The 21,841-nt window shown below is 44.7% G+C and carries 14 protein-coding genes; 6 read left to right on the forward strand and 8 right to left on the reverse strand.

Annotated elements, in window-relative coordinates:
* Positions 1 to 219: 219 nt before the first annotated feature.
* The 3 genes from G8O23_RS09320 to G8O23_RS09330 all read left to right on the forward strand — a co-directional run bounded on the left by G8O23_RS09320 (position 220) and on the right by G8O23_RS09330 (position 5,160).
* Positions 220 to 1,281, forward strand: coding sequence for a mechanosensitive ion channel family protein (locus G8O23_RS09320; RefSeq protein WP_166364082.1), 1,062 nt, complete (start codon positions 220 to 222; stop codon positions 1,279 to 1,281).
* A gap of 58 nt (positions 1,282 to 1,339) precedes the next feature.
* Complete coding sequence (locus G8O23_RS09325) at positions 1,340 to 2,173, forward strand: hypothetical protein (protein WP_166364084.1); 834 nt, start codon at positions 1,340 to 1,342, stop codon at positions 2,171 to 2,173.
* 422 nt (positions 2,174 to 2,595) lie between these two features.
* A complete protein-coding gene (locus tag G8O23_RS09330; RefSeq protein WP_235942271.1) occupies positions 2,596 to 5,160 on the forward strand; it encodes an adenosylcobalamin-dependent ribonucleoside-diphosphate reductase in 2,565 nt (854 codons plus the stop codon).
* A gap of 117 nt (positions 5,161 to 5,277) precedes the next feature.
* On the opposite strand, the gene G8O23_RS09335 is transcribed toward G8O23_RS09330, so the two are convergent.
* Positions 5,278 to 6,408, reverse strand: a complete 1,131-nt coding sequence (locus G8O23_RS09335; RefSeq protein ID WP_166364086.1) for a hypothetical protein — start codon at positions 6,406 to 6,408, stop codon at positions 5,278 to 5,280.
* A 361-nt stretch (positions 6,409 to 6,769) separates the two neighbouring features.
* On the opposite strand from G8O23_RS09335, the gene G8O23_RS09340 reads away from it, so the two are divergent.
* Both G8O23_RS09340 and G8O23_RS09345 read left to right on the forward strand, forming a co-directional pair.
* Positions 6,770 to 7,807, forward strand: coding sequence for a PDDEXK nuclease domain-containing protein (locus G8O23_RS09340; protein ID WP_166364088.1), 1,038 nt, complete (start codon positions 6,770 to 6,772; stop codon positions 7,805 to 7,807).
* Between the two features lie 282 nt (positions 7,808 to 8,089).
* On the forward strand, positions 8,090 to 8,509 hold the full coding sequence (locus tag G8O23_RS09345) for an OsmC family protein (RefSeq protein WP_166364090.1): 420 nt from the start codon (positions 8,090 to 8,092) through the stop codon (positions 8,507 to 8,509).
* A gap of 83 nt (positions 8,510 to 8,592) precedes the next feature.
* Here G8O23_RS09345 and G8O23_RS09350 read toward each other — a convergent pair whose 3' ends face one another.
* Positions 8,593 to 9,261: a uridine kinase family protein gene (locus tag G8O23_RS09350; protein WP_166364092.1), complete on the reverse strand. Its 669-nt coding sequence runs from the start codon at positions 9,259 to 9,261 to the stop codon at positions 8,593 to 8,595.
* A gap of 155 nt (positions 9,262 to 9,416) precedes the next feature.
* Positions 9,417 to 12,572 carry a beta-phosphoglucomutase family hydrolase gene (locus tag G8O23_RS09355; RefSeq protein ID WP_166364094.1) on the reverse strand — a complete coding sequence of 1,052 codons (3,156 nt, stop codon included), beginning with the start codon at positions 12,570 to 12,572 and terminating at the stop codon, positions 9,417 to 9,419.
* Positions 12,573 to 12,747: 175 nt separating this feature from the next.
* Here G8O23_RS09355 and G8O23_RS09360 point away from each other — a divergent pair, with 175 nt between their 5' ends.
* Entirely contained in the window at positions 12,748 to 14,958 is a 2,211-nt protein-coding gene (locus G8O23_RS09360) for a bifunctional alpha,alpha-trehalose-phosphate synthase (UDP-forming)/trehalose-phosphatase (protein ID WP_219932481.1), read from the forward strand.
* Between the two features lie 538 nt (positions 14,959 to 15,496).
* Here G8O23_RS09360 and metK read toward each other — a convergent pair.
* The 5 genes from metK to G8O23_RS09385 form a co-directional block, all read right to left on the reverse strand.
* Positions 15,497 to 16,753: a methionine adenosyltransferase gene (gene metK, locus G8O23_RS09365; RefSeq protein WP_166364095.1), complete on the reverse strand. Its 1,257-nt coding sequence runs from the start codon at positions 16,751 to 16,753 to the stop codon at positions 15,497 to 15,499.
* Positions 16,754 to 16,932: 179 nt separating this feature from the next.
* Positions 16,933 to 17,448 (reverse strand): prolyl-tRNA synthetase associated domain-containing protein, encoded by a 516-nt coding sequence (locus tag G8O23_RS09370; RefSeq protein WP_166364097.1) that lies wholly within the window; start codon positions 17,446 to 17,448, stop codon positions 16,933 to 16,935.
* 113 nt (positions 17,449 to 17,561) lie between these two features.
* Positions 17,562 to 18,197, reverse strand: a complete 636-nt coding sequence (locus G8O23_RS09375) for a hypothetical protein (protein ID WP_166364099.1) — start codon at positions 18,195 to 18,197, stop codon at positions 17,562 to 17,564.
* A gap of 160 nt (positions 18,198 to 18,357) precedes the next feature.
* A complete protein-coding gene (gene ggt, locus G8O23_RS09380; RefSeq protein ID WP_166364101.1) occupies positions 18,358 to 20,046 on the reverse strand; it encodes a gamma-glutamyltransferase in 1,689 nt (562 codons plus the stop codon).
* Positions 20,047 to 20,116: 70 nt separating this feature from the next.
* The gene (locus G8O23_RS09385; protein ID WP_166364103.1) at positions 20,117 to 21,778 is read right to left on the reverse strand and encodes a cation:proton antiporter; all 1,662 of its coding nucleotides are present in this window, start codon (positions 21,776 to 21,778) and stop codon (positions 20,117 to 20,119) included.
* Positions 21,779 to 21,841 lie beyond the last annotated feature (63 nt).

Consider the following 21,841-nt stretch of genomic DNA (forward strand, 5'->3'; position numbering starts at 1 on the left):
AAGGGTTTTAGCAGAAACGCTCGAATTTCCTTGCGCTCGACAGAGCAAATATGTTGTTCAATTATTAGGGAATCAGATGTTTATGCCTTATTCAGCATGCCCTACATAAGAGGAAAGGTTGATCTTCTCATTAATCTTATCCCACAACAAACGCTTCCCCTCCGATTAGTTTAAAAAAATCTTCATAATTTTGATAGAAATAAACCAACTCACCAGCCGATGGAAAACTTATTTGAGATAGAGTATGTTGAGCGAATTGCCATATCGCTGGTTATAATACTGGCAGGCATTACTGCGCTTTACTTTGCCGTTAGGCTAATTAAGGCAAACATCAAGCTGCTTAAGGACAAAAGCAAACGAAAAAAGATCTTAACCAAAGCGGTACTCCCCCTGTCGCTATTCACCTTGCTAATGGCGCTAAGGCTTACCCTACCCGTAATTGTAAAAGACCCTGAACTTTTTGGTTCGGCAAGCCACTTTTTAATGGTACTACTTGTTAGCGCCGGTGCCTGGATAGCAATTAGCGCAGTAAATATCACTCGCACAATAATACTTAGCCATTACGATGTAAGCCAAAAGGATAACCTGCTGGCTCGTAAAATACACACACAACTAAAGATAATCGAACGAATTATTGTTTTTGTAATCATCTTCATTGCCCTGGCAAGCATTCTACTCACCTTCGACTCCATAAGGCGAATTGGAGTAAGCCTATTTGCCTCGGCGGGGGTGGCCGGACTTGTTATCGGTTTGGCGGCGCAAAAGGTAATAGGAAGTATGCTGGCCGGTTTTCAGCTGGCCATAACCCAACCCATCCGCATTGACGATGTGGTGATTGTGGAGAACGAGTGGGGCTGGATTGAAGAGATTACCCTTACCTATGTAGTTATCAGACTATGGGATCGTAGGCGCTTAGTGGTACCATCCACCTACTTTATCGAAAAACCATTCCAAAACTGGACCCGTAAGTCGGCCGATATTATTGGTAGTGTATTTGTTCATACCGATTACACTATGCCTGTGGATGAGCTAAGAGCTGAGTTTCATAGGATAGTTGAAAAAACGGAACTCTGGGATGGTAATGTGGCCAACGTGCAGGTGACAAATGCTACAAGCCAATCGCTCGAGATAAGGTTCCTGGTAAGCGCCAACGATTCACCAACGCTTTGGGATTTACGGGTGCTTGTTAGGGAGCGTATGGTAGAATATCTTCAAAAAAATCATCCCGACAAGCTGCCAAAAACTAGGGTAAACATCCAATCGCCAGTGTCACAATGTTGATAATATCACAACTAAGTGTAACTTTGCAGCCAGCCATAAACCATTACACAACAAAGCAATGTGTCGTAAATCGCTCCTGCTCATACTACTAACAACTATCGCCCTGGCAGTGTGTGGCCAGCCCATGCTGAGCCATTGGTTTTCGCCACAACCCGATATAAGCAACGGAAACCCTTACCGGAGCATCGAGGAAACCTCTGAGGTAATTATCCCTGGCTTAAACTCGTCGCCCACAAAGGTGGTTAAAAAGTTCAACGAGATGGGTAATATCATATCGAGCAACACCTACAACTCAGCCGGTGGGCTAACCAGCGAAATAACCTGGGATTATATGTACGGAAACCTCCTTGTTCACAAGTATCAGCGATCGTTCGTAAATCTTAGGGGATGGAGCGAAGAGGAGGTAACTATTGAGTGGGATGAGGAAACCGAACTTCCTACCCGAATTGAGGTAAATAAAAACAAAGAGCCTTGGCAATGGGCAACGCTTATAGCCGGAGCAGATAAGCGAATAGAATCGGCTCAGGTTTTCAACAGTAAGGGGCTTGTATATACCGAGCGGGTGATGTATATGGAGCCCTCCAACCTCATTAGAGTTAGGATTCACCGAGCCAACAACTCCTTAGCAGGAACCGCCTCGTACCCCATAAATCCGCTAAAACCCTACTCGTTCGAATCGGTTGCCCGAACCTACTACCCCAATGGCGATATCATGACCGAAACCCTTACCCATGCGGTAAAAGGCGATCAAGCCTACTTTTACGAGTACGAGTACGATCATGAAGGCAATTGGATTGAGAAGCGTACATACCAAGTATCACTTGGTAGAGGCGATAGGATTAGAAATAAAAAGCTTGAGAATAAGGTTACACGGAAAATTACATACCACTAGAATTTGTTTGGCATAAACCAGGGGCACCTCATCTGTACTCAATCAAAAAAAACCACAAAGTCGAGAGTTAAAATGTGTTGATTCTCTGTCTCAGCAAAAAATCATTACAAACCATCCCAAAAGTTGCTGAGAATATAAAATCAACCACCCATCATCAACCCCCACTACCGATAAAAACAACCCTTCTGGCACTAATCCCTAAGGATCAGTTTGTTTTGCTATATGGCTGTATTACTGTATGTTGCAGTGTTAATAACTTTGCGGAAATGTTTATTTCTTAAACTAGCAAAGCTTGGATTATGTGGTTTGGGTTTTATACCTTGCAGTCACTTTTTCTGTGCTGCGGAAAAATCCTACCATTCTTTTTCTCAGCATCATAAAATTTTTCATCGTTTCAACAATTTTAAAACCGACATACCAATATGAACAAGGGAGATGTTCCAGTAATGAATGAGATTAAAGAGAAGCTGAAGACCTACACCTTCGACGAGGCCATGGCCGCCTCAACTGTTTACTTCAAGGGCGATGAAATGGCAGCCAAGGTTTGGGTTAGCAAGTACGCGCTAAAAGACTCGTACGGCAATATTTTCGAAAAATCGCCCGACGATATGCACAGGCGCTTAGCCAAAGAAATTGCCCGCATCGAACAGAAGTACACCAACCCTATGAGCGAGGAGGATATATTTGATCTGCTTAAGGAGTTCAAGTATATTGTCCCTCAGGGAGGACCCATGACGGGCATAGGCAACCCTTACCAAATAGCAAGCCTTTCCAACTGCTTTGTCATTGGCCCCAAAGGCGATGCCGACTCCTACGGTGGAATCATGAAGATTGATGAGGAACAGGTGCAGCTTATGAAGCGCCGGGGTGGCGTAGGCCATGACCTATCTCACATCCGCCCAAAGGGAAGCCCTGTGCTAAATAGTGCGCTAACATCAACCGGGGTTGTGCCCTTCATGGAGCGCTACTCCAACTCCACCCGCGAGGTGGCGCAGGATGGTCGTCGTGGTGCACTAATGCTTTCCATATCAAGTAAGCATCCCGATGCCGAGAAGTTTATCGATGCCAAGATGGAAGCCGGTAAAATTACAGGCGCCAACGTATCGGTAAAAATCGACGACGAGTTTATGCAAGCAGCCATCGAGGGCAAACCCTACGTGCAGCAATACCCCATAAACTCCGATAACCCTAAGTATCGCAAGGAGGTTGACGCCCAGGCTATATGGAAAAAGATTATCCACAACGCTTGGAAATCGGCCGAGCCGGGTGTACTATTCTGGGATACCGTTATCCGCGAATCGGTACCCGACAGCTATGCCGACCTTGGATTTCGTACAGTTTCCACCAACCCATGTGGAGAAATACCGCTTTGCCCATACGACAGCTGCCGACTACTGGCGCTGAACCTATATGGTTATGTAGAGAAACCATTCACTGCCGAGGCAAAGTTCAACTTCGATCTGTTTTCAAAGCATGTGCACTCGGCTCAGCGAATAATGGACGACATAATAGACCTTGAATTGGAAAAAATTGATGCCATTCAGGATAAAATCGATCGCGACCCAGAGGACGAGGAGATAAAAGCAGTGGAGCGTAACCTCTGGAGTAAAATACGCCAAAAAGCAATACAGGGTCGCCGAACAGGTATTGGTATAACCGCCGAAGGCGATATGCTAGCCGCACTTGGGCTGCAATACGGCTCCGACAATGGTATCGACTTTGCCGTTGAGGTGCAAAAAACATTGGCCGTTGAGGCGTACCGATCATCCGTGCATCTGGCACGTGAGCGTGGCCCATTCCCCATTTTTGATGCTCAGCGCGAAAAGAACAACCCCTTTATTAATAGGATAAAGGAGCAAGATGAAAACCTTTACAACGATATGGTAAAGTATGGCCGTCGTAACATTGCCCTGCTTACCATAGCCCCCACCGGCACCACAAGCCTTATGACCCAAACATCATCGGGTATTGAGCCGGTATTCATGCCGTTTTACAAGCGTCGTCGCAAGGTAAATCCCAACGACCAAAACGTAACCGTTTCGTTTACCGACGAGGTGGGCGATTCATGGGAGGAGTACAATGTATTTCATCATAAGTTCCTAACCTGGCTCGAAGTAAATGGTTACAACCCCGAGGAGGTGAAAGTTTACTCCGAGGAAGAGGTGCAAAAGCTTATTGAGAAGTCGCCCTACCATAAAGCCTCATCGAATGATGTGGACTGGGTTAGCAAGGTGAAGATGCAAGGGATGATACAGAAGTGGGTTGACCACTCCATTAGCGTAACCGTAAACCTTCCGGCCGATGTGTCGGAGGAGATGGTGGCAAAGGTATACCAAACCGCTTGGGAAAGCGGCTGTAAAGGGTGTACCGTATACCGCGAAGGGTCACGCGACGGAGTTCTCATATCGACAAAAAAGAAAGAGGATAACGCAACCGCCGAGGCCCCATCGAAAAGACCACAGGTGCTCGATTGCGAGGTGATTCGTTTTAAGAACAACCACGAGAACTGGATTGCTTTTGTGGGTCTGTACAACGGAACACCTTACGAAATATTCACCGGTCTATCGGAGGATGATGTGCTCCCCATCCCTAAAGCCGTAACCAATGGCCGCATCATAAAGATTAAGGACGAAAACGGTAGTCGCTACGACTTTCAATATGTCGATAAGTTTGGCTACACCAACACCATTGGCGGCTTGTCGCATATGTTTAATAAGGAATTCTGGAACTATGCCAAGCTTATCTCGGGCGTGCTTCGTAACGGAATGCCCATACCCGATGTGGTGAACCTAATTAGTTCACTACGTCTCGATAACGAAACCATTAACACGTGGAATGCCGGTGTTGAGCGTGCCCTGCGGAGATATATCCCCAATGGCACCAAGGCTAAAACAGGCAAGAAGTGTACTGAGTGTGGAGCTGAATCGTTAATTTACCAGGAGGGCTGCCTAATTTGTACCAGCTGCGGCAACTCCAAGTGCGGATAGATTTCTATCGTAACACCATATAGCTCCAGCCCCCAGCTCTTTGTTGGGGGCTTTCTTTTAAATAACAATGGGCCGCTCAGCTTGCTGGCGACCCATTGGCTTATAATAGTTTATGGCTTAGAAATCAAAGTCGTCGAATAGGTCTGACTCAAGACCCAAAACCTCCTCAAGGGGTTTTTCGGTTCCGTCGTTAAACCTGAAATACGGAACCATATCATAAAGTGTGGCATCCCATTTCCAAACAACAGTACCTATCTTAGCTCCTTCGGGAAATGTGTAGAAGGTTACATTTAGATACTCATTTGCTGCGTCAACAATGGCTTGGTAGCTTGTGGTATTATCGTAAATGGCAACGAAATCGGCAATGGCCAAATCGAGCTGTGCCTTTACCTCTCCCATCTGCACAAAGCCTTTGGCTGAAGTTAGAATCAACTCAATATCATCATCCGTTTCAAAAGGATTGATTGTGGTGGAGCCATCAACCCTAAGCTCAACATTGGCCGACGTAATGGTAACGCCTTGTTTCTTGAGTTCAAAACCTGCGGTAATTGTTGAAAACTCCGATCCTGAGGTGATACTAATATTTGCTCCCATCTCGAAGGGAAGCATCGATATGCTAACACCAACGCTATTAAGCCCCGAGGCGGAAAGATCGGCTTCGTAATTAACATCAAGAACCAAACTGTTACCAATATGCAGAGTAACCTTTAGCGATGTGGTAAAAAATTCCTCACCCTGTTCCACCCCACTAAAGTTCGATATTGTAAGGGTTGCGTTATTGGTTGTTTGCTCCATATCGGAGGGGAATTCGTAAACCAACTTGTCGGCAGGCAAGTCGCTATAAGTCCAGGTATAGTTTGCAAAATCCCAGCTATAGGTTCCATACTCCTCAGCAAAAGGATCAACATCCTCGCTGGCTGATATCATCTTTGTAATTACCCCTATAGCCTTTTGGGAAAGGGTTGCATCCTTAGTATATACCTCCTTGAAATCGGATGCCATTGGGATTGGTTGTCCCTTAATGCCGGGGTCAAAGTCTGACAAGTACATAAAGTTAAATAGGGTGCTGGCAGCAGGTGTCGACATCATCTCTACCATAAGAGTTTCCATATCCTTGCCCATATCGGCCAGTACAGCTTCGGCCTCAACAGTCGAGAGAGGCTCTGGTTCATTATCGTCTTTACACGACGATACGGCTAGCATAAAAACAACTAGCATTAACGAAATTAACTTTAGATTAATTTTCATAGCATTATATTTTTGGTTTGACACTTTATAATCAAAAATCATACCACCTGCCATAGTTATATTCTGCAATTAGTTCGAATTGCTATGGTTGTACACAATGAAAGTGTTTAGCGCTCCAAGTAAAAAAAAGTTGATTAACGGAGTTAATATTTATTGCAGATTTTACTTAACTTGCCGTTACGATGCAAGTGAATGACGAATAACCCAGCAAACAAGGTTGGTTCAAGCGAAAAATATGAAATCATTTATTTAGCTCACTACGACATAAAAAAATCGTTCTGATTATTATTTCTCTTTACGCCTATAGAAAAATTTATCTTTACTATAATTATGATTGAAACAACGACTTGACTAGAGCCCTATGGCAAAGAAAACAATATCAAAGGCTGACATCACAGAGCATAATTTTGGAGATGAACTAATTGCTGAAATTTCAAGTTTAATTGAAAATTCAAAAAACGAGATTGTTAAATATGCCAACAGTTCTATGACTATGCTGTTTTGGCAAATTGGGAAAGTTGTTAATCAGAAAATACTTGAAAATAAAAGAGCTGAATACGGAAAACAGATTATCGTTACGCTGTCACGACATTTGATGAATAAGTATGGTAGAAACTTTGAAGAAAAGAATTTGCGAAGAATGCTACAATTCGCATCTCAGTTCACTGAAAGAGAGATTGTCGTTACACTGTCACGACATTTGACTTGGTCGCATTTCCTTATTCTACTTCCACTGAAAAAGAATGATGCCAAACTATTTTATGCACAGAGAGCCATAAATGAGAATTGGGGCGTAAGAGAACTTAAAAAACAAATATCTGAAAAGGTTTTTGAGCGAACAGCATTAGCTAACACGCAATTAAACATAACACAACCAACTGCAAGTAGCGTATTCAAAGACCCATACTTTCTTGACTTTTTAGGACTTAACGACGATTATCTTGAAAGAGACTTAGAAGCATCAATCCTAAAAGAATTAGAAAAATTCATACTTGAACTAGGTAAAGGTTTTGCGTTCGTTGAGCGTCAAAAAAGAATGATTATTGACGGGGAAGACTTTTACCTTGACCTACTATTCTGTCATCGGAATTTGAAAAGACTTGTAGCGATTGAACTTAAAATTGGGAAATTTCAAGCCAAGTACAAGGGGCAAATGGAACTATATCTAAAATGGCTAAATCGTTATGAGCGTAAAGATGATGAATTGCCACCAGTTGGATTAATCCTTTGCGCTGAAAGCAGCCGAGAACAAGTTGAACTTTTAGAAATGCATAAGGACGGAATAATAGTTGCAGAATATTGGACAGAATTACCACCAAAGAAAGAATTAGAAAGATTATTACATAAGGCATTATCTGAAGCTAAAGAAAGAATTGAAGCAAAGAAATTAAACGAATAGACAGGAGCTAAATCTGAGACAAGAACCAACTTATCTAATTAATCACCAGTGCCTAACAAGGGTGTAACCAGTTTGGGAAGAATGGATTACGGAATCGGGTTGGCACGCAGGGAACTTCTTAACGAGGGATAAATCCCAAGCCTCCACTCCCCCAAACTTGTCACACCCCCAGCCGTTACGATGCAATTGTCAGCTTGGTGTAATTTCGCATCTTACGTACCCAATAAACAATTCTAACGCTATATTGTTAGCCTAATAAAATTATCATTTAAACAAATAGATATGAGCTCAGTAAAATTAAACATCGACTGGCAAGGCGACATGGCCTTTGAAACTGACCTGGATGGTCATAAACTAGTGATAGATGCATCGCCCGAGGTGGGTGGTGGCAACAAAGGCCCCAGGCCCAAACCCCTAATGCTAGTTGCTCTTGCCGGTTGCACAGGAATGGATGTGGTATCGATACTCAAAAAAATGCGGGTAGAACTAGATGGGCTTCGCATTTGGGTTGAGGCAGAGCAAACCGAGGAGCACCCCAAGCACTACTCCGAGATGAAGGTTATTTATGAGTTCAAGGGGAAAGATTTACCTATGGATAAGCTAGAAAAAGCAGTTAACCTATCGGAGGAGAGATACTGTGGTGTTAGCGCAGTATACAGAAAGGCAATGCCTGTATCAACAGAAATTCGGGTTGTAGAGTAAAAAGATAAACCGTTAAGGATTAAGGTGTAACAAAAATTAAAGGCCTCGACTCATCGAGGCCTTTACACGTTTACGCTGACTTATTACCCTTTGGGTTCTTCAGCCTGTACATCGTAATTCTTGTCTACAATCAGATGAGCTAATGGCCTCAGTGATATCACACCCATATGCTCTCGCTCCAAGATTTTTGTACGAAATTCATCCACCTCCTCCTTTCCTCGCATCAGCTGCATCATCTTTGTTTCCAAGTAGGTTAGCTCAATAAAAATTTTAAGGTCAATATTGTCGGCCTTAATGGCATACAAGCCATCGATAATAAGTAGGTTTATCTTTTGGAAATCGGTTATAAGCTCATCAGCCTGCTCGGGAATAATATCAATACAGGGGATACGAGCAATCATATCCTCCTTAAACTCTTTAATATTCTTGTGCAGCAAGTCCCAGTCGTACTCATTGGGGCCAATTACATTGAGGCCTTTGCTTAGCCGCCACTCCTTGCGCAGCAGTGGGGGTACCTTGTAGTAATTATCGGCATGTATTACCTTAACCCGAATATTCATTGCCTTTAGCAACAGCGCTAATGAGTGGGAAAGCTCCGATTTGCCAGCCCCCGACTCGCCCGATATGCCTACAATAAATTTGTAATCGGGATCCTGAGCCAGCTTCTCCTCCCTGAGAGGAATTAGGTGATCTAAGATTTGCTGTGCAGCCGCCTTGTGCAGGTCATTTATAAGTAATACATCTCCAAGCATACGATAAAATATTTGTAATGCAAAGCTAAATCATTTACTAATGCGTTCATAGCTAGTATGCGATTTAAAAGAAAAAAAGATGTTAACGTGTGCGCAAAAAAAGAGCCTTAGGTTCCCACAAGAACCCAAGGCCTATGGCTAAAGTGCGCAGCATACTAACGGTTTAGGTTAACCACCACCTCCTCGTTGGCATTCAGGGTAAAGGCTTCGCCCCTTATAACAAGCTCTGCATAATCTTTACCAGCCGTAACAGTAACTGCACTTCTGGTTATCTCAAAATTAAATTCAACCCCCTGGAACATACACCTAAAACGAATATCGGCCCAATGCTTCGGAAGGTTGGGGTTTATTGAGAGTTTTGTTCCGTGGAAGTTTAAGCCAGCGAATGCTGTAAGGGCCATGATAACGGTTCCGGTCATAACTCCCATGTGAATGCCCTCGGCTGTAGTTCCACCCTGGATATCTACGTAGTCGCTTTGGAGCGCCTCGCTGTAGAGTTCCCAGGTTAATTTCTTGCGCCCAATTAGCGAAGCCAAATAGGCATGCACAACCCTGCTAAGGGTTGATCCATGGGAACATCGTTGGATGTAGTAGTCGAAATTCTTCTCTAGAAAATCTTTTGGTAGCTTATACCCCAAATCGTTCAGGGTCGATTTTACCTCATCGGGATCAATATTGTAGAACGTCATGAGGGTATCGGCTTGCTTTGCCACCTTGTACTCATCCGGCGATTTGCCCTCGGCTTTTAGGATGCGATCCATCCTGTATATGCTCTCATACTTTTCCTTGTATGCATTCCAATCGAGCTCCTTAAGGTTAAAGTAACCATCGAACTGCTCAATAATTCCATCTTCGGAAACTGATATGGCCATTTGCCTGGCCATTTTCCCCCATAGCTCCACTTCCGACTCAACAAGACCAATGGCTTTAAACACCTGATCCTTACGCTCCACACCCATAACCTTCATCAGATCGAAAGCCCTATGGAACAACCATACCACCATAATATTGGTGTAGGCATTGTTCTTAAGCCCACCCTTATTGCTACCGGGCAGGGCTTCATGGAACTCGTCGGGGCCCATCACCGCATCAATATCGTATCGCTTAGTCTGCTCATTAAACCTGGCTTTACTTGCCCAGAAACGGCAAATGTCTAGATAAAGCTCGGCACCATGGCTATTTACAAAGTCAACATCGCCTGTTATATTGTAATAATTCCAAACATTGTAGGCCACTGCAATGGAAATATGGCGCTGTAGCGAGCTGTAGTCGTCGCCCCACTCGCCCGACACGGGGTTTAGGTGAACCACTTGGGTTTCCTCACGCCCATCGCTTCCGCTTTGCCATGGAAACATTGCCCCTTGGTAGCCATGCTGCTTGGCGTACTCCCTAGCCTGGGGAAGCCTTCGATACCTGTACATTAACACCGATTTGGCCACCTCGGGGTAGTGTAGGCTGTAAAATGGCAAGATGTAAAGTTCATCCCAAAAGATGTGCCCACGGTAGGCCTCGCCGTGCACACCACGAGCTGGTATACCAAAATCGATATTCGCATTATGTGGTGATGTGGTAACCATTGAGTGGTAGATATGCATCCGCAGAAGTTTCTGAGCCAGCCTATCGCCCGTAATTTGAACATCTACCTTGTCCCAAATATTTTCCCAAGCCCTAATGCTGGCGGCATGCATCACCCCAAACGACTTGAGGTGTTTTACATCGTCAACAACAAAATCCAGCGGATTAGGTGTGTCGGCTGAAATGGAATTGCAGATTGACACCAACTTCTCAATCCGCAGGCTCTCGCCCTCCTTAACCGATGCCTTAACATATGTATTTACCCACCCCTCGTCGTTCTTAATTCTGAAGTTGGTTGCAAGGGGCCTGTCCTGATAAAAAATTTCGATTTTTGATGCCACAGCCACATCTACTCCCGATTGGGTAGTGGTTGCCAGCGCAAACGAAATGTTGTCCTTGGCGCTTTGCTTAATGGGTTTTAGGTGCACCTGATCAAGCTGCTTGTATCGCTCCACGCCATCGTTTTTAATGGGGATACGAAGGGCAGACTTTACCCTAATGTAACCATCGTAGTTCAGTGGCGTTAGGCTGTAGTCGATGGCCGCATGGTGGCGGTTGGCCATACTGGCAAATCGGCGCGACTCAATAAGCGTCTCCCTTCCGTCCTTGTCGCGAACCAGCATCGTTTTGGTAAGCACGCCGCTTCGGAAGTTAAGGTTACGCTCCAGCTCAAGCACCTCGTCGGTATTGGGATCGAACCACTCGCCCTCGGCTACTTTAAATGTTATATGAAGCCAGTTGGGCCCATTAACAAAATCCTCGTTCTCCACCATCCTGTCGCCCACGGGCGATTGTAGCCTGTTGTAAAGACCAGCCATGTAGGTGCCAGGGTAGTTGTACTTATTAATTTGGCTCTCCTCCAGGGCTCCCCTGGTGCCAAAATATCCATTACCCACTGTGAGCAAGGCTTCGCGCGAGCGTTCCTTTTCAATATCGTATCCCACGTGAGTTATTGACCATAACTCGTTGTTAAGACCCAAGTCGAACCACTTCTCAATACCTTTGAGGCCCTTCAGCTCCGCAAGATCCTCCACCACCACATCGGCTCCATTGGCTCTAAGCTCGTAGGCATTATCCTCGCGAGCTATTCCGATAACAAATCCAAAATTACCCTTTTGGCCTGCCTGAACACCCGACACAGCATCCTCAACCACAACCGCACGATAGTAATCGACCTTTAAATTGTCGCAAGCTACGGTAAAGATATCGGGCTCTGGCTTACCGTGTAAGCCAAGTTCTGCAGAGACTTCCCCATCTACCCTTGTTTCAAATAGATGCAGGAGATTTGCCCTCTCGAGCACCTGCTTGCAGTTCTTGCTCGACGATGCCACCCCAATTTTGATGCCCGCTCTCTTGAGCTCGTGTATAAGCTCCACTGACGAATCGTACACCTCAACCCCATCGCGCTCAAGAATTTTGTTGAAAGCATCGTTTTTCTTGTTGCCCAAACCACAAACAGTCTCCATATCGGGGCTATCATCGGGTGATCCAAAGGGTAGATCAATACCCCTCGATTTAAGAAATGATTCCACTCCTTTGTAACGAGGTTTCCCGTCAACGTAGGGTAGGTAATCGTTGGCGTGCGTAAACTCAACAAAAGGTTTTCCGTGCTTGTTGGACCAATTTCGCAGAAACTCATCGAACATATCCTTCCAAGCGGCTGCGTGTACAAGCGCAGTTTTGGTAATCACACCATCCAGGTCGAAGATTACGGCGTCGAAACTGTAGTTACTCATATTGTATGGGTATTATTATCGATTAAAAAAAACTGAAAAACCGGGCACGTTAGGTTTTGATGCATAGCCTGATACCCTTTTGCACGCTGTAGTTTTTGAAAAAGTGCTTTTATTTTGCTAATATAGTAAAGTTTTTTGATGTGTTAGATGGATTGTTAAATTAAAAAAATTGAGGATGATGAGTAGGTTAATTATTGTTTCGAATAAGCTCCCCCTTGAGGTTGTTAGGGAGAATGGCAAGGTTAAGCTTAACGAAAAAGCCTTTAGAATTCCCAACAAGCTAAACACCTACTACAGCATGAAGGATTGTTTGTGGGTGGGTTGGCCTGGCGAAGAGTCTCTTGAACTCTCCGAGGAGGAAAGGGATGCTGTTTATGGCGATTTTGAAAAGGAGCTTTGCTACCCAGTAGAGCTCACTGAAGACGACATAAAGAATCACAATTACGGCTTTTGTAATGCAACGCTTTGGCCACTTTTCCACTACTTTACCCAACATAGCGAGTTTAATATTGAGTACTGGGAATACTACCAAAAGGTGAACCAAAAGTTTGCCGACAAGATATTGAAGGTAGCCAACCCCAGCGATACCATATGGATTCAGGACTACCAGCTTCTTCTGCTTCCCAAGCTTCTTAGGGATGCACAGCCAGACCTTACCATAGGTTTTTTCCTTCATATCCCATTCCCTTCATACGAGATACTTCGGATTTTACCCTGGCGAAAGGAGATAGTGGAGGGTATGCTGGGATCCGATTTGGTGGGCTTCCACACGTTCGACTACGAGCGCCACTTCATGAGTTCGGTGCGCAGGCTGCTGGGTTACGACAATATCCTGAACACCGTTAAGCTAAATGAGCGAGTGGTTAAGTTCGATAACTTCCCCATGGGGATAGATTATGCCTATTTCCATAGCTACTCAAAATCGCTTGAGGAGGCAAAGGAGCTTCCTAAAGACAGCCTTAAAGCTACGTTTACAAAAGGCGTGCTAAGCAACGGCATCCGCTTAATTTTATCCATCGACAGGCTCGACTATGCCAAGGGTATTCCCCAACGCCTAGAGGCCTTCGAGCAGTTTCTTAACCGCTATCCCCAATACGTTGGCAAGGTGTGCCTTGCCATGTTTGTAATCCCATCGCGCGAAGTACTTGCCGAGTACCAAACGCTTAAAAAAACCGTAGACGAGATGGTGGGTAGAATTAATGGCCAGTTTGGCACTGCGGGCTGGATGCCCATATGGTACTTCTATAGAACCATAAGCACTGAAGAGAAAATTGAAATGTACTCCGTGTCGGATATAGCCCTAATATCGCCACTACGCGATGGCATGAACCTAATTGCTAAAGAGTATATTGCCTCACGGGTTGATAAAACCGGAGTACTTATACTTAGCGAGATGACAGGGGTATCGAAGGAGATGAGCGAAGCGCTGCAGGTAAACCCCAGCAATATACATGAGGTGGCCGAAAGCATAAGGGAGGCTTTGGAGATGAGCGCATCGGAACAAAAGCAGAGAAACAAGGTGATGCAGAAAAGGCTTAAGCTTTACAATGAGGAGAAATGGGCAAACGATATCCTAAACTCCCTAAAGGGGGTTAAGCAGCTGCAGGAGAAAAATTTAACCAGAAAGATATCGCCAAAAATTACCGAAACAATTAAAACCAAGTACAACCAGAGCAAGAAACGCATTATATTCCTCGATTACGACGGTACGCTTACGGGTTTCCATAAAGACCCACAAAAAGCAATACCCAACGAAGAGCTGTACTCCATTCTAAGGGCACTGGTTGCCGACGAAAAAAATAGGATCATCATAATCAGCGGACGCGATAAGGAAACACTGGGCGAATGGTTTAGCAATTTTAACAATATAACGTTTATAGCCGAGCACGGCGTTTGGGTTAAACCGCCACAAGGCGATTGGGGAATGCTTGAGCCTATTGATAAGAACTGGATGGATATCATTAGGCCTCTGATTAGCTTTTATGTTGATAGAACACCCCGATCGCTGCTTGAGGAGAAGAACTACTCGTTGGTTTGGCACTACCGAAACGCTGACCCCGATTTGGGCGTAATTCGTGCTTGGGAGCTAAAGGATGAACTCCGCGACTTGGTATCGAACCTAAACCTTGAGATTATGGATGGCGATAAGGTGATAGAGATTAAAAACTCGGGGATTAACAAGGGCCGTGCAGCGGGGCAGCAACTTACACAGGACGATTTCGACTTTATTATGGCGCTGGGTGACGACTGGACCGATGAGTTTACCTTTGGCGCCATGCCCGATGATGCGTTTACAATAAAAGTGGGAACTAAAAGCACAAAGGCCAACTACTATATCGACTCGGTAGAAAGCGTAAGAAAACTACTGACGCTAATGGGCGAATAACCCTTGGCAACAAAAAAAGGCTGACAATTTTTGTCAGCCTTTAATATATTAAATCACTAGTGTGCGACTAAATATTTTTTAAACCCAGATTAGTCATTAGGAGTTCAGCGAACTAATGGCTTAGCTGGGTTTAGCCCTCCCGATGAATCGGGACAAGCTGATTTAGAAAAACTAAATTTGTAAGAATTTATGAATGCAAATTTTTTGTTTTTCTTCATTGATTTGTCAAATTAACACCCATATAATCAATGCATAAACTGTACCTTTTTCAAATGGCGGTCATTAGAAAAAGAATCGCTAATGACAACCGGAGCGAAGCGTAGCTCAGCGTTAGCTAAATTTGGGTTAAATGATAATAATGTAATAGATTTCTCGCTTCGCTCGAAATGACAGTACTTTCAAGAGGTCTAAGGGGTGAGGGGGTGAAGGCGGCGTAGCCGCCTTCACCCCCTCACCCCTTACAGCGTAATAGCCTGTCATTTCTAGCGAAGCGAGAAATCTATATTTATTAATCGGTCAGTAGTGATATTAAATAATACTATAAGTTAAAGGCGGCCTTTACCTTATCAACAAAATCTAACTTTTCCCAGGCAAAAAACTCAACCTCTTTGGTGTAGGCTGGCGCACCATTGCCACCACCCATTTGAACTTCTTTTAGATAAAAATCGCGACCGAAGTGCCCATAGGCTGCGGTTTCTTTAAAAATAGGATTTTTAAGCCCAAAACGCTCAACAATAGCGGCGGGTCTTAGGTCGAACAGCTCGTTAATCTTTTGGGCAATCTCATGGTCGGGCATACTAACCTTTGATGTGCCGTACGTGTTAACATACACGCTAACGGGCTGAGCAACACCAATGGCGTAGGCCAACTGTACCAGTACCTCATCGGCAACACCTGCAGCCACAAGGTTTTTGGCTATATGCCGACCAGCGTAGGCTGCAGAACGATCCACTTTAGATGAATCCTTACCCGAGAAGGCACCACCACCGTGTGCACCCTTGCCTCCGTAAGTATCAACAATAATTTTACGCCCAGTTAAGCCGGTATCGCCGTGTGGCCCACCAATTACAAATTTGCCGGTAGGGTTTACGTGCAAAATGAAATCGTCCTTAAACAAATCTTTTGTGCGCTGGGGCAATAGTGCAATTACCTGCGGAAGAAGAATTTTTTCTACATCCTGCTTAATCACCTGTTGCATCACCTCATCGGCATCAAACTCATCGTGCTGAGTAGATACCACAATGGTATGCACCCGAGCGGGTTGGCCGTTATCGTTGTACTCTATGGTTACCTGGCTTTTTGAGTCGGGGCGTAGGTACTTCATCACCTTACCCTCCTTGCGGATTTTCGATAGCTCCATAAGGATCATGTGCGACAGCACAATGGCCAAAGGCATTAGCTCGTCGGTTTCGCGGCAAGCGTAGCCAAACATCATACCCTGGTCGCCAGCGCCCTGCTCAGTTTCCTGCTCGCGCTCAACACCCCGGTTAATATCGGCCGATTGCTCATGGATAGAGGAGATAACGCCGCAGCTGTCGCCATCGAACATATACTCCGACTTGGTGTAGCCAATTTCGCGAACAACGCCACGAGCCACCTGCTGAACATCAATATATGCTTTCGATTTTACTTCGCCACTAAGCACAACTAGCCCAGTGGTCACAAGGGTTTCGCAAGCCACCTTCGAGTCGGGGTCTTGTTTTAGGAACTCATCAAGTAGTGCGTCAGAGATTTGGTCGGCCACCTTATCGGGGTGCCCCTCCGATACGCTTTCGGATGTAAATAAATATCCCATGCTTTTTGTAATTTAAAAGATTATTAAAAAAAGTTGGGAAGGTTTGGTAGAATTGCAGGACAAAAACACTGTTTTAGCATTTTTTATTGTGGTTGCAATCAATCAAATCTTTCCACTAATATTTGAACTGTAAAGATAAACATTTTTTAAGAGAAATGGTTTAGCCCCCACCTTACCATTTATACATCGTATAGTTCTATATACTCATAGCTGTTACCAATATGCTGCAGGTACTTTCTAAAATCGGCTTGCGAAATTACCAGCGATGCGGTGTTGAGGTTGGGGTGAAAGCTGATGTGGTGAGCCTCTTCCAAGTTCTTATCAATAAAAAGGTGCACGTGGTTGTCGGTATCGTGAATTAGTCCGAATGGTGAAACCGAGCCCGGCTCTAGACCCAAATACTTCATCATCCGTTTTGGCGAGGCAAACGATAGCTTTCCCTGCTTTAGCCTTTGCTCCAAATCGCGAATATTGAGGGTTTGACGGTAATCGAACACCACCATATAGTGCCTGTTGCCCTTGTGGTTTCGGAAAAATAGGTTTTTGCAATGTGCCGAGTCAATCCCAGCCCAATACCTTGAGGCTTCCTCCACAGTAGGAACTGGTGGATGCTCATGGTAATCGAATTTAATATCTAGTTTCTCAAGGGTTTGGTAAACCTCCTTATGGCCTCGAAGGTTGGTAACGTTACTCATATCCAAAAGTGATTTTGCAAGTAAATCTAAAAAATATATGGTGCAACCACAAAAAAATCGATCACCCCTGCATTGCAAAAGAGTGATCGATTTGGCAATACATCTATAATAAGTTACTTACAGGCCTCAAACTCTTCAGCTATTCGCAACAGTAACTCAAGTTTCATTTCGGGAGGGGTAATCATCGACACTTTATAACCATCCTCCTTGTTGGCTATCTTTTTGCTCAACTCTTTGCAATCGCTCACCAGCTTACTCATCTTTTTGTGGAAAGGGGAGAATGCTAAATCATTTATTGCTCGAGGCGATTTCATATCGGGGAACTGTATATAAACGGTGCTATGGGTTTTGTATACAAAACCACCACTACCATCACCGGTTCCAATAGAACCTTGGGTAATCACCTCGTAAAGAGATATCTTGCGTCCCTCTGGGTTTAACCTGCGGGCAACTTGATCGCTCGATCCTATTGAAATCCCAGGCGTTTGAAGCTTCACAAAATGCATATCATCAATAAAGAACTCCTGAACATTCTTAATTCTTAGGCTCTCCGTTTTAGAATCGGCAGGTGTAAAGCGGATTCTGTTAACATTTATACATGAGTAAGAGGCTTCACCTTCAAGAACCTCTCCATCAGCCATAATGATACGGGCACTGCCCTTAAACACCACCTCTGGCTCCATGTTTTCCTGGGCACTAAGCCCTAAAAAGGCTAGCATTAAGCTAAAAAATAGAATTGATTTTTTCATTGAAAAAAGGTTTTGGTTTGCAAGTAATTGTGTAATATTTTCCGCCTAAATATACTTTAACCGCAGATAAGAATAACTCTAAATTACTTGTTTAGAAAAAAAGGACTTTGCCGTTTCACAAAACGAGACAAAGTCCTTTAGAATAACTATTATTTCGATGCTACCAGCCAGCCGCCTGACCGTCCTTTCGCGATTCCGATGCGCCGTAGTACACACCATTCTTCTCATCCCACATGATAGCCTGGTAACCGCCAAACCCACCTAAATCCCACTGTATTTTATGCCCTTTGCCAATGAGCGCACGAATGACTTCCCAATCGAATCCTGTTTCGAGCAGAACGGTTCCGCCATCTGTCATCTTTTCGCCAGTTGGCTCCGACGAGCCAATATGCTGTACCCTTGGCGCATCGCCAGCCTCCTGCAAGTTCATCCCAAAGTCAATCATATTTACCACTATTTGCACGTGGCCCTGGGGCTGCATGCCGCCACCCATCACACCAAAGCTGATGTATGGCTTGCCATTCTTGGTAATAAACCCAGGGATAATGGTATGGAATGGCCTTTTGCCGGGGGCGTATGTGTTTAAATAACCCTCCTCAAGGTTAAACCCTTCGCCCCTATCTTGTAGCACAAAGCCTAAGCCCCAGGGGGTCATTCCAGAGCCCATTCCTCGGTAGTTGCTTTGGATAAGTGACACCATATTACCATCCTTATCGGCAACGGTGAGGTAAATGGTGCTGGGCGTGTCCATGCTGCCTGGCTCATAGCTGCGGGCAGCGCGGTTGGGGTTTAGCAGTTCCCGCCGTTCCGCAGCGTAGTCCTTTGAAATAAGTCGATCTAGCGGCACGTTCTCCACTTGCATATCGGCGTAGTGGTGTGCCCTGTCCTCGTAGGCCAATTTTTTTGCCTCAATAAAGTGATGCAGATACTCGGCGCTACCAAAGCCCATTGAAGCAATATCAAATCCCTCTAAAATATTTAGGATTTGTAGTGCGGCAATACCCTGCCCGTTTGGGGGCAGTTCCCACACATCGTAACCTCGGTAATTTGCCGAGACTGGGTTTACCCATTCCGATTTATGCGATGCAATATCATCGTAGGTTAAAAATCCACCTTGCTCTTGAATGTACTTGGCAATGGTTTTGGCTATATCGCCTTTGTAGAAAGCATCGCGACCGCCTTTGGCAATTTTCTGATAGGTGTTGGCCAAGTCGGGGTTTTTAAAAATTTTGCCCTTGGCGGGCATTTTGCCGTTGGGCATATATGTTTCCTTAAAGTTTGGATACTGCCCAAGAATACGGCCCGAACGCTCGAGGTAGTAGGCAATAAGTTCTGTTACGGGGAACCCTCCTCGGGCGTAGGCAATGGCGGGCTGTAGTATCTTATCCATGGGGAGCTTGCCAAACTTGCTATGAAGTTCAAACCATCCATCCACCGCACCGGGAACGGTAACTGGCAGAGGGCCATACGAGGGAATCTTCTTATAACCTTTTTCTTTTAGATATTCAAGCGACATATTTTTTGGCGAGCGTCCGCTGGCATTTAGCCCATGTAGTTTTTGCGATTTTGCGTCCCACAAAATGGCAAACAGATCGCCACCAATGCCGCAACCGGTTGGTTCCATCAAACCCAATACAGCATTGGCTGCAATGGCGGCATCAACTGCCGACCCACCTGCTTTAAGAATATCGAGAGCAACCTGTGTGGCCAACGGATGGCTGGTGGCAGCCATTCCGTTTTGGGCAATTACCTCGGAACGAGTGGCGAAGTTGTGTCCGGTAATTCGATCTTGAGCAATTGATACAATCGAAAGAATTACAGCGGTAAAAAGTGTGATTAGTCTTCTCATCGGATTATATGTTTAGATTCACCATTTTTGATCTGTTGCCAGGGTAAAGGTTTAGAAAGGCTTCTGCAGGTTAGCAAATTGACTTCAAAAAATCATTGTAAAAGTTGCTTGCCGCCATTTGGTATGGCATTAATACCTCAAAGTCGTTGCATAGCTCACAGGCATTCAGTTCCGCTTCAAGCTCCTCGTCGCGTGCGGTGAGATAAATCCTTCCGTTAAATCCCCCTTTGCGTAGTTTTCTGATTAAATGCAATGAGTACTCCTTGTTCGGGACGGTGCTTATAATGCATTTAGCATCCTTATACGGAATATGCTCCAAGATATCGGGATCCTCAATATCTCCGTATACCATTTGCTTGCCTTTTTTTTGGTAATTTTTAACCACATCGGGGTCAAGATCAACACCAACGTAGTCGAGCTCTGGATGCAAATCGAGCATCTCAACCACCTTCCCTCCAAATCGTCCGACTCCAAATATAATCACCCCAACCTTCTGCTTTTGTTCCAAATCGATGCCTGACTCTCTGTAGGGGTTCTTTCGTTGAAAAATGCTAAGAGCGGGTGCAAGTAGATTGTATATTTGGTGTGAATACAGAATTAGGTATGTTGATAGCCCTATGGTAATTAACCCAACAAGGGTAATTAAGCCAACCACCTCATCGGTAATATGCCCAATGGCTAAACCCATTCCCGCAAAAATTAGGGAGAACTCGCTAATTTGCGCAACGGTAAAACCGGCCAACAATGCGGTACGCTTTCTGTACCCCATTGCCCCCATAATAATTAGCACAATAATGGGGTTACCCACAAGCACAAACACCGAAAAGATGATGGCTGAAGGAACCTGCTCGCCAATAAGCGAAAGGTTAAGGTTCGATCCCAAGCTAACAAAAAAGAAAAGCAACAGAAAGTCTCTAAGGCTCACAAGCCTGCTGCTAATGGCTTCCTTAAAATCGGACGAGGCCAAACTAATTCCTGCAAGAAATGCGCCCACCTCGCCGCTAAATCCAATGTACTCGCTTAGCGAGGTCATAGCAATACACCAGGCAATGGCAAATAGAGACAGTAACTCCTGCGATTTGGCAATGAAATGGCTTAAGCGGGGTATAATAAGTTTCATCATCAGGAACGTAAGGAGCAGCAAGCCAACGCCCGATGCCACGGTTCTTACTATCTGATTAATGATTGTTCCCTCTTCACTATCGCCCATGGTGGCAAGCACTATCATCACTATGATTACAACAATATCTTGTACAATAAGGAAACCAACGGCAATCTGGCCATGTAGCGAATCAATCTCCTTCTTGTCGGAAAGTAACTTTACAATGATAATGGTGCTTGAGAAGGTAAGGGCAAGCGCAATGTAAAAGTTGTGAAGACTAGAAAACCCAAGCGATATGCCAATAAAGTAACCAATCAATGAGGTAAATAGCACTTGGCCGAGGCCAGTCATAAGGGCAATACGTCCAACAGATTTAATGATTCGCAGGTCGAGCTTAAGCCCAACAATAAAGAGCAGTATGGCAATGCCAATATGGGCAAGCAGCTCGATGTTCTCCTTTGATTTTACAATATCGAGCAGCGAAGGGCCTACGATAATTCCCAGCGCTATAAAAACAACAATCAACGGCTGTTTCAGAAACTGCCCAACAGCACCCAGTATGGCAGCAAAAAGAAGAATAAAGGTGAACTCATAAAAAGGATTCTCCGCTAGGGTCGAAAGCCATTCCATATATAAAAATTTAGATGCATAAGTTATGTGAAATTATGTAACTCCCCAAATTTATAACAAATG

The sequence above is a fragment of the Perlabentimonas gracilis genome, from assembly GCF_011174675.1.
GTDB classification, from domain to species: Bacteria; Bacteroidota; Bacteroidia; order Bacteroidales; family Tenuifilaceae; genus Perlabentimonas; species Perlabentimonas gracilis.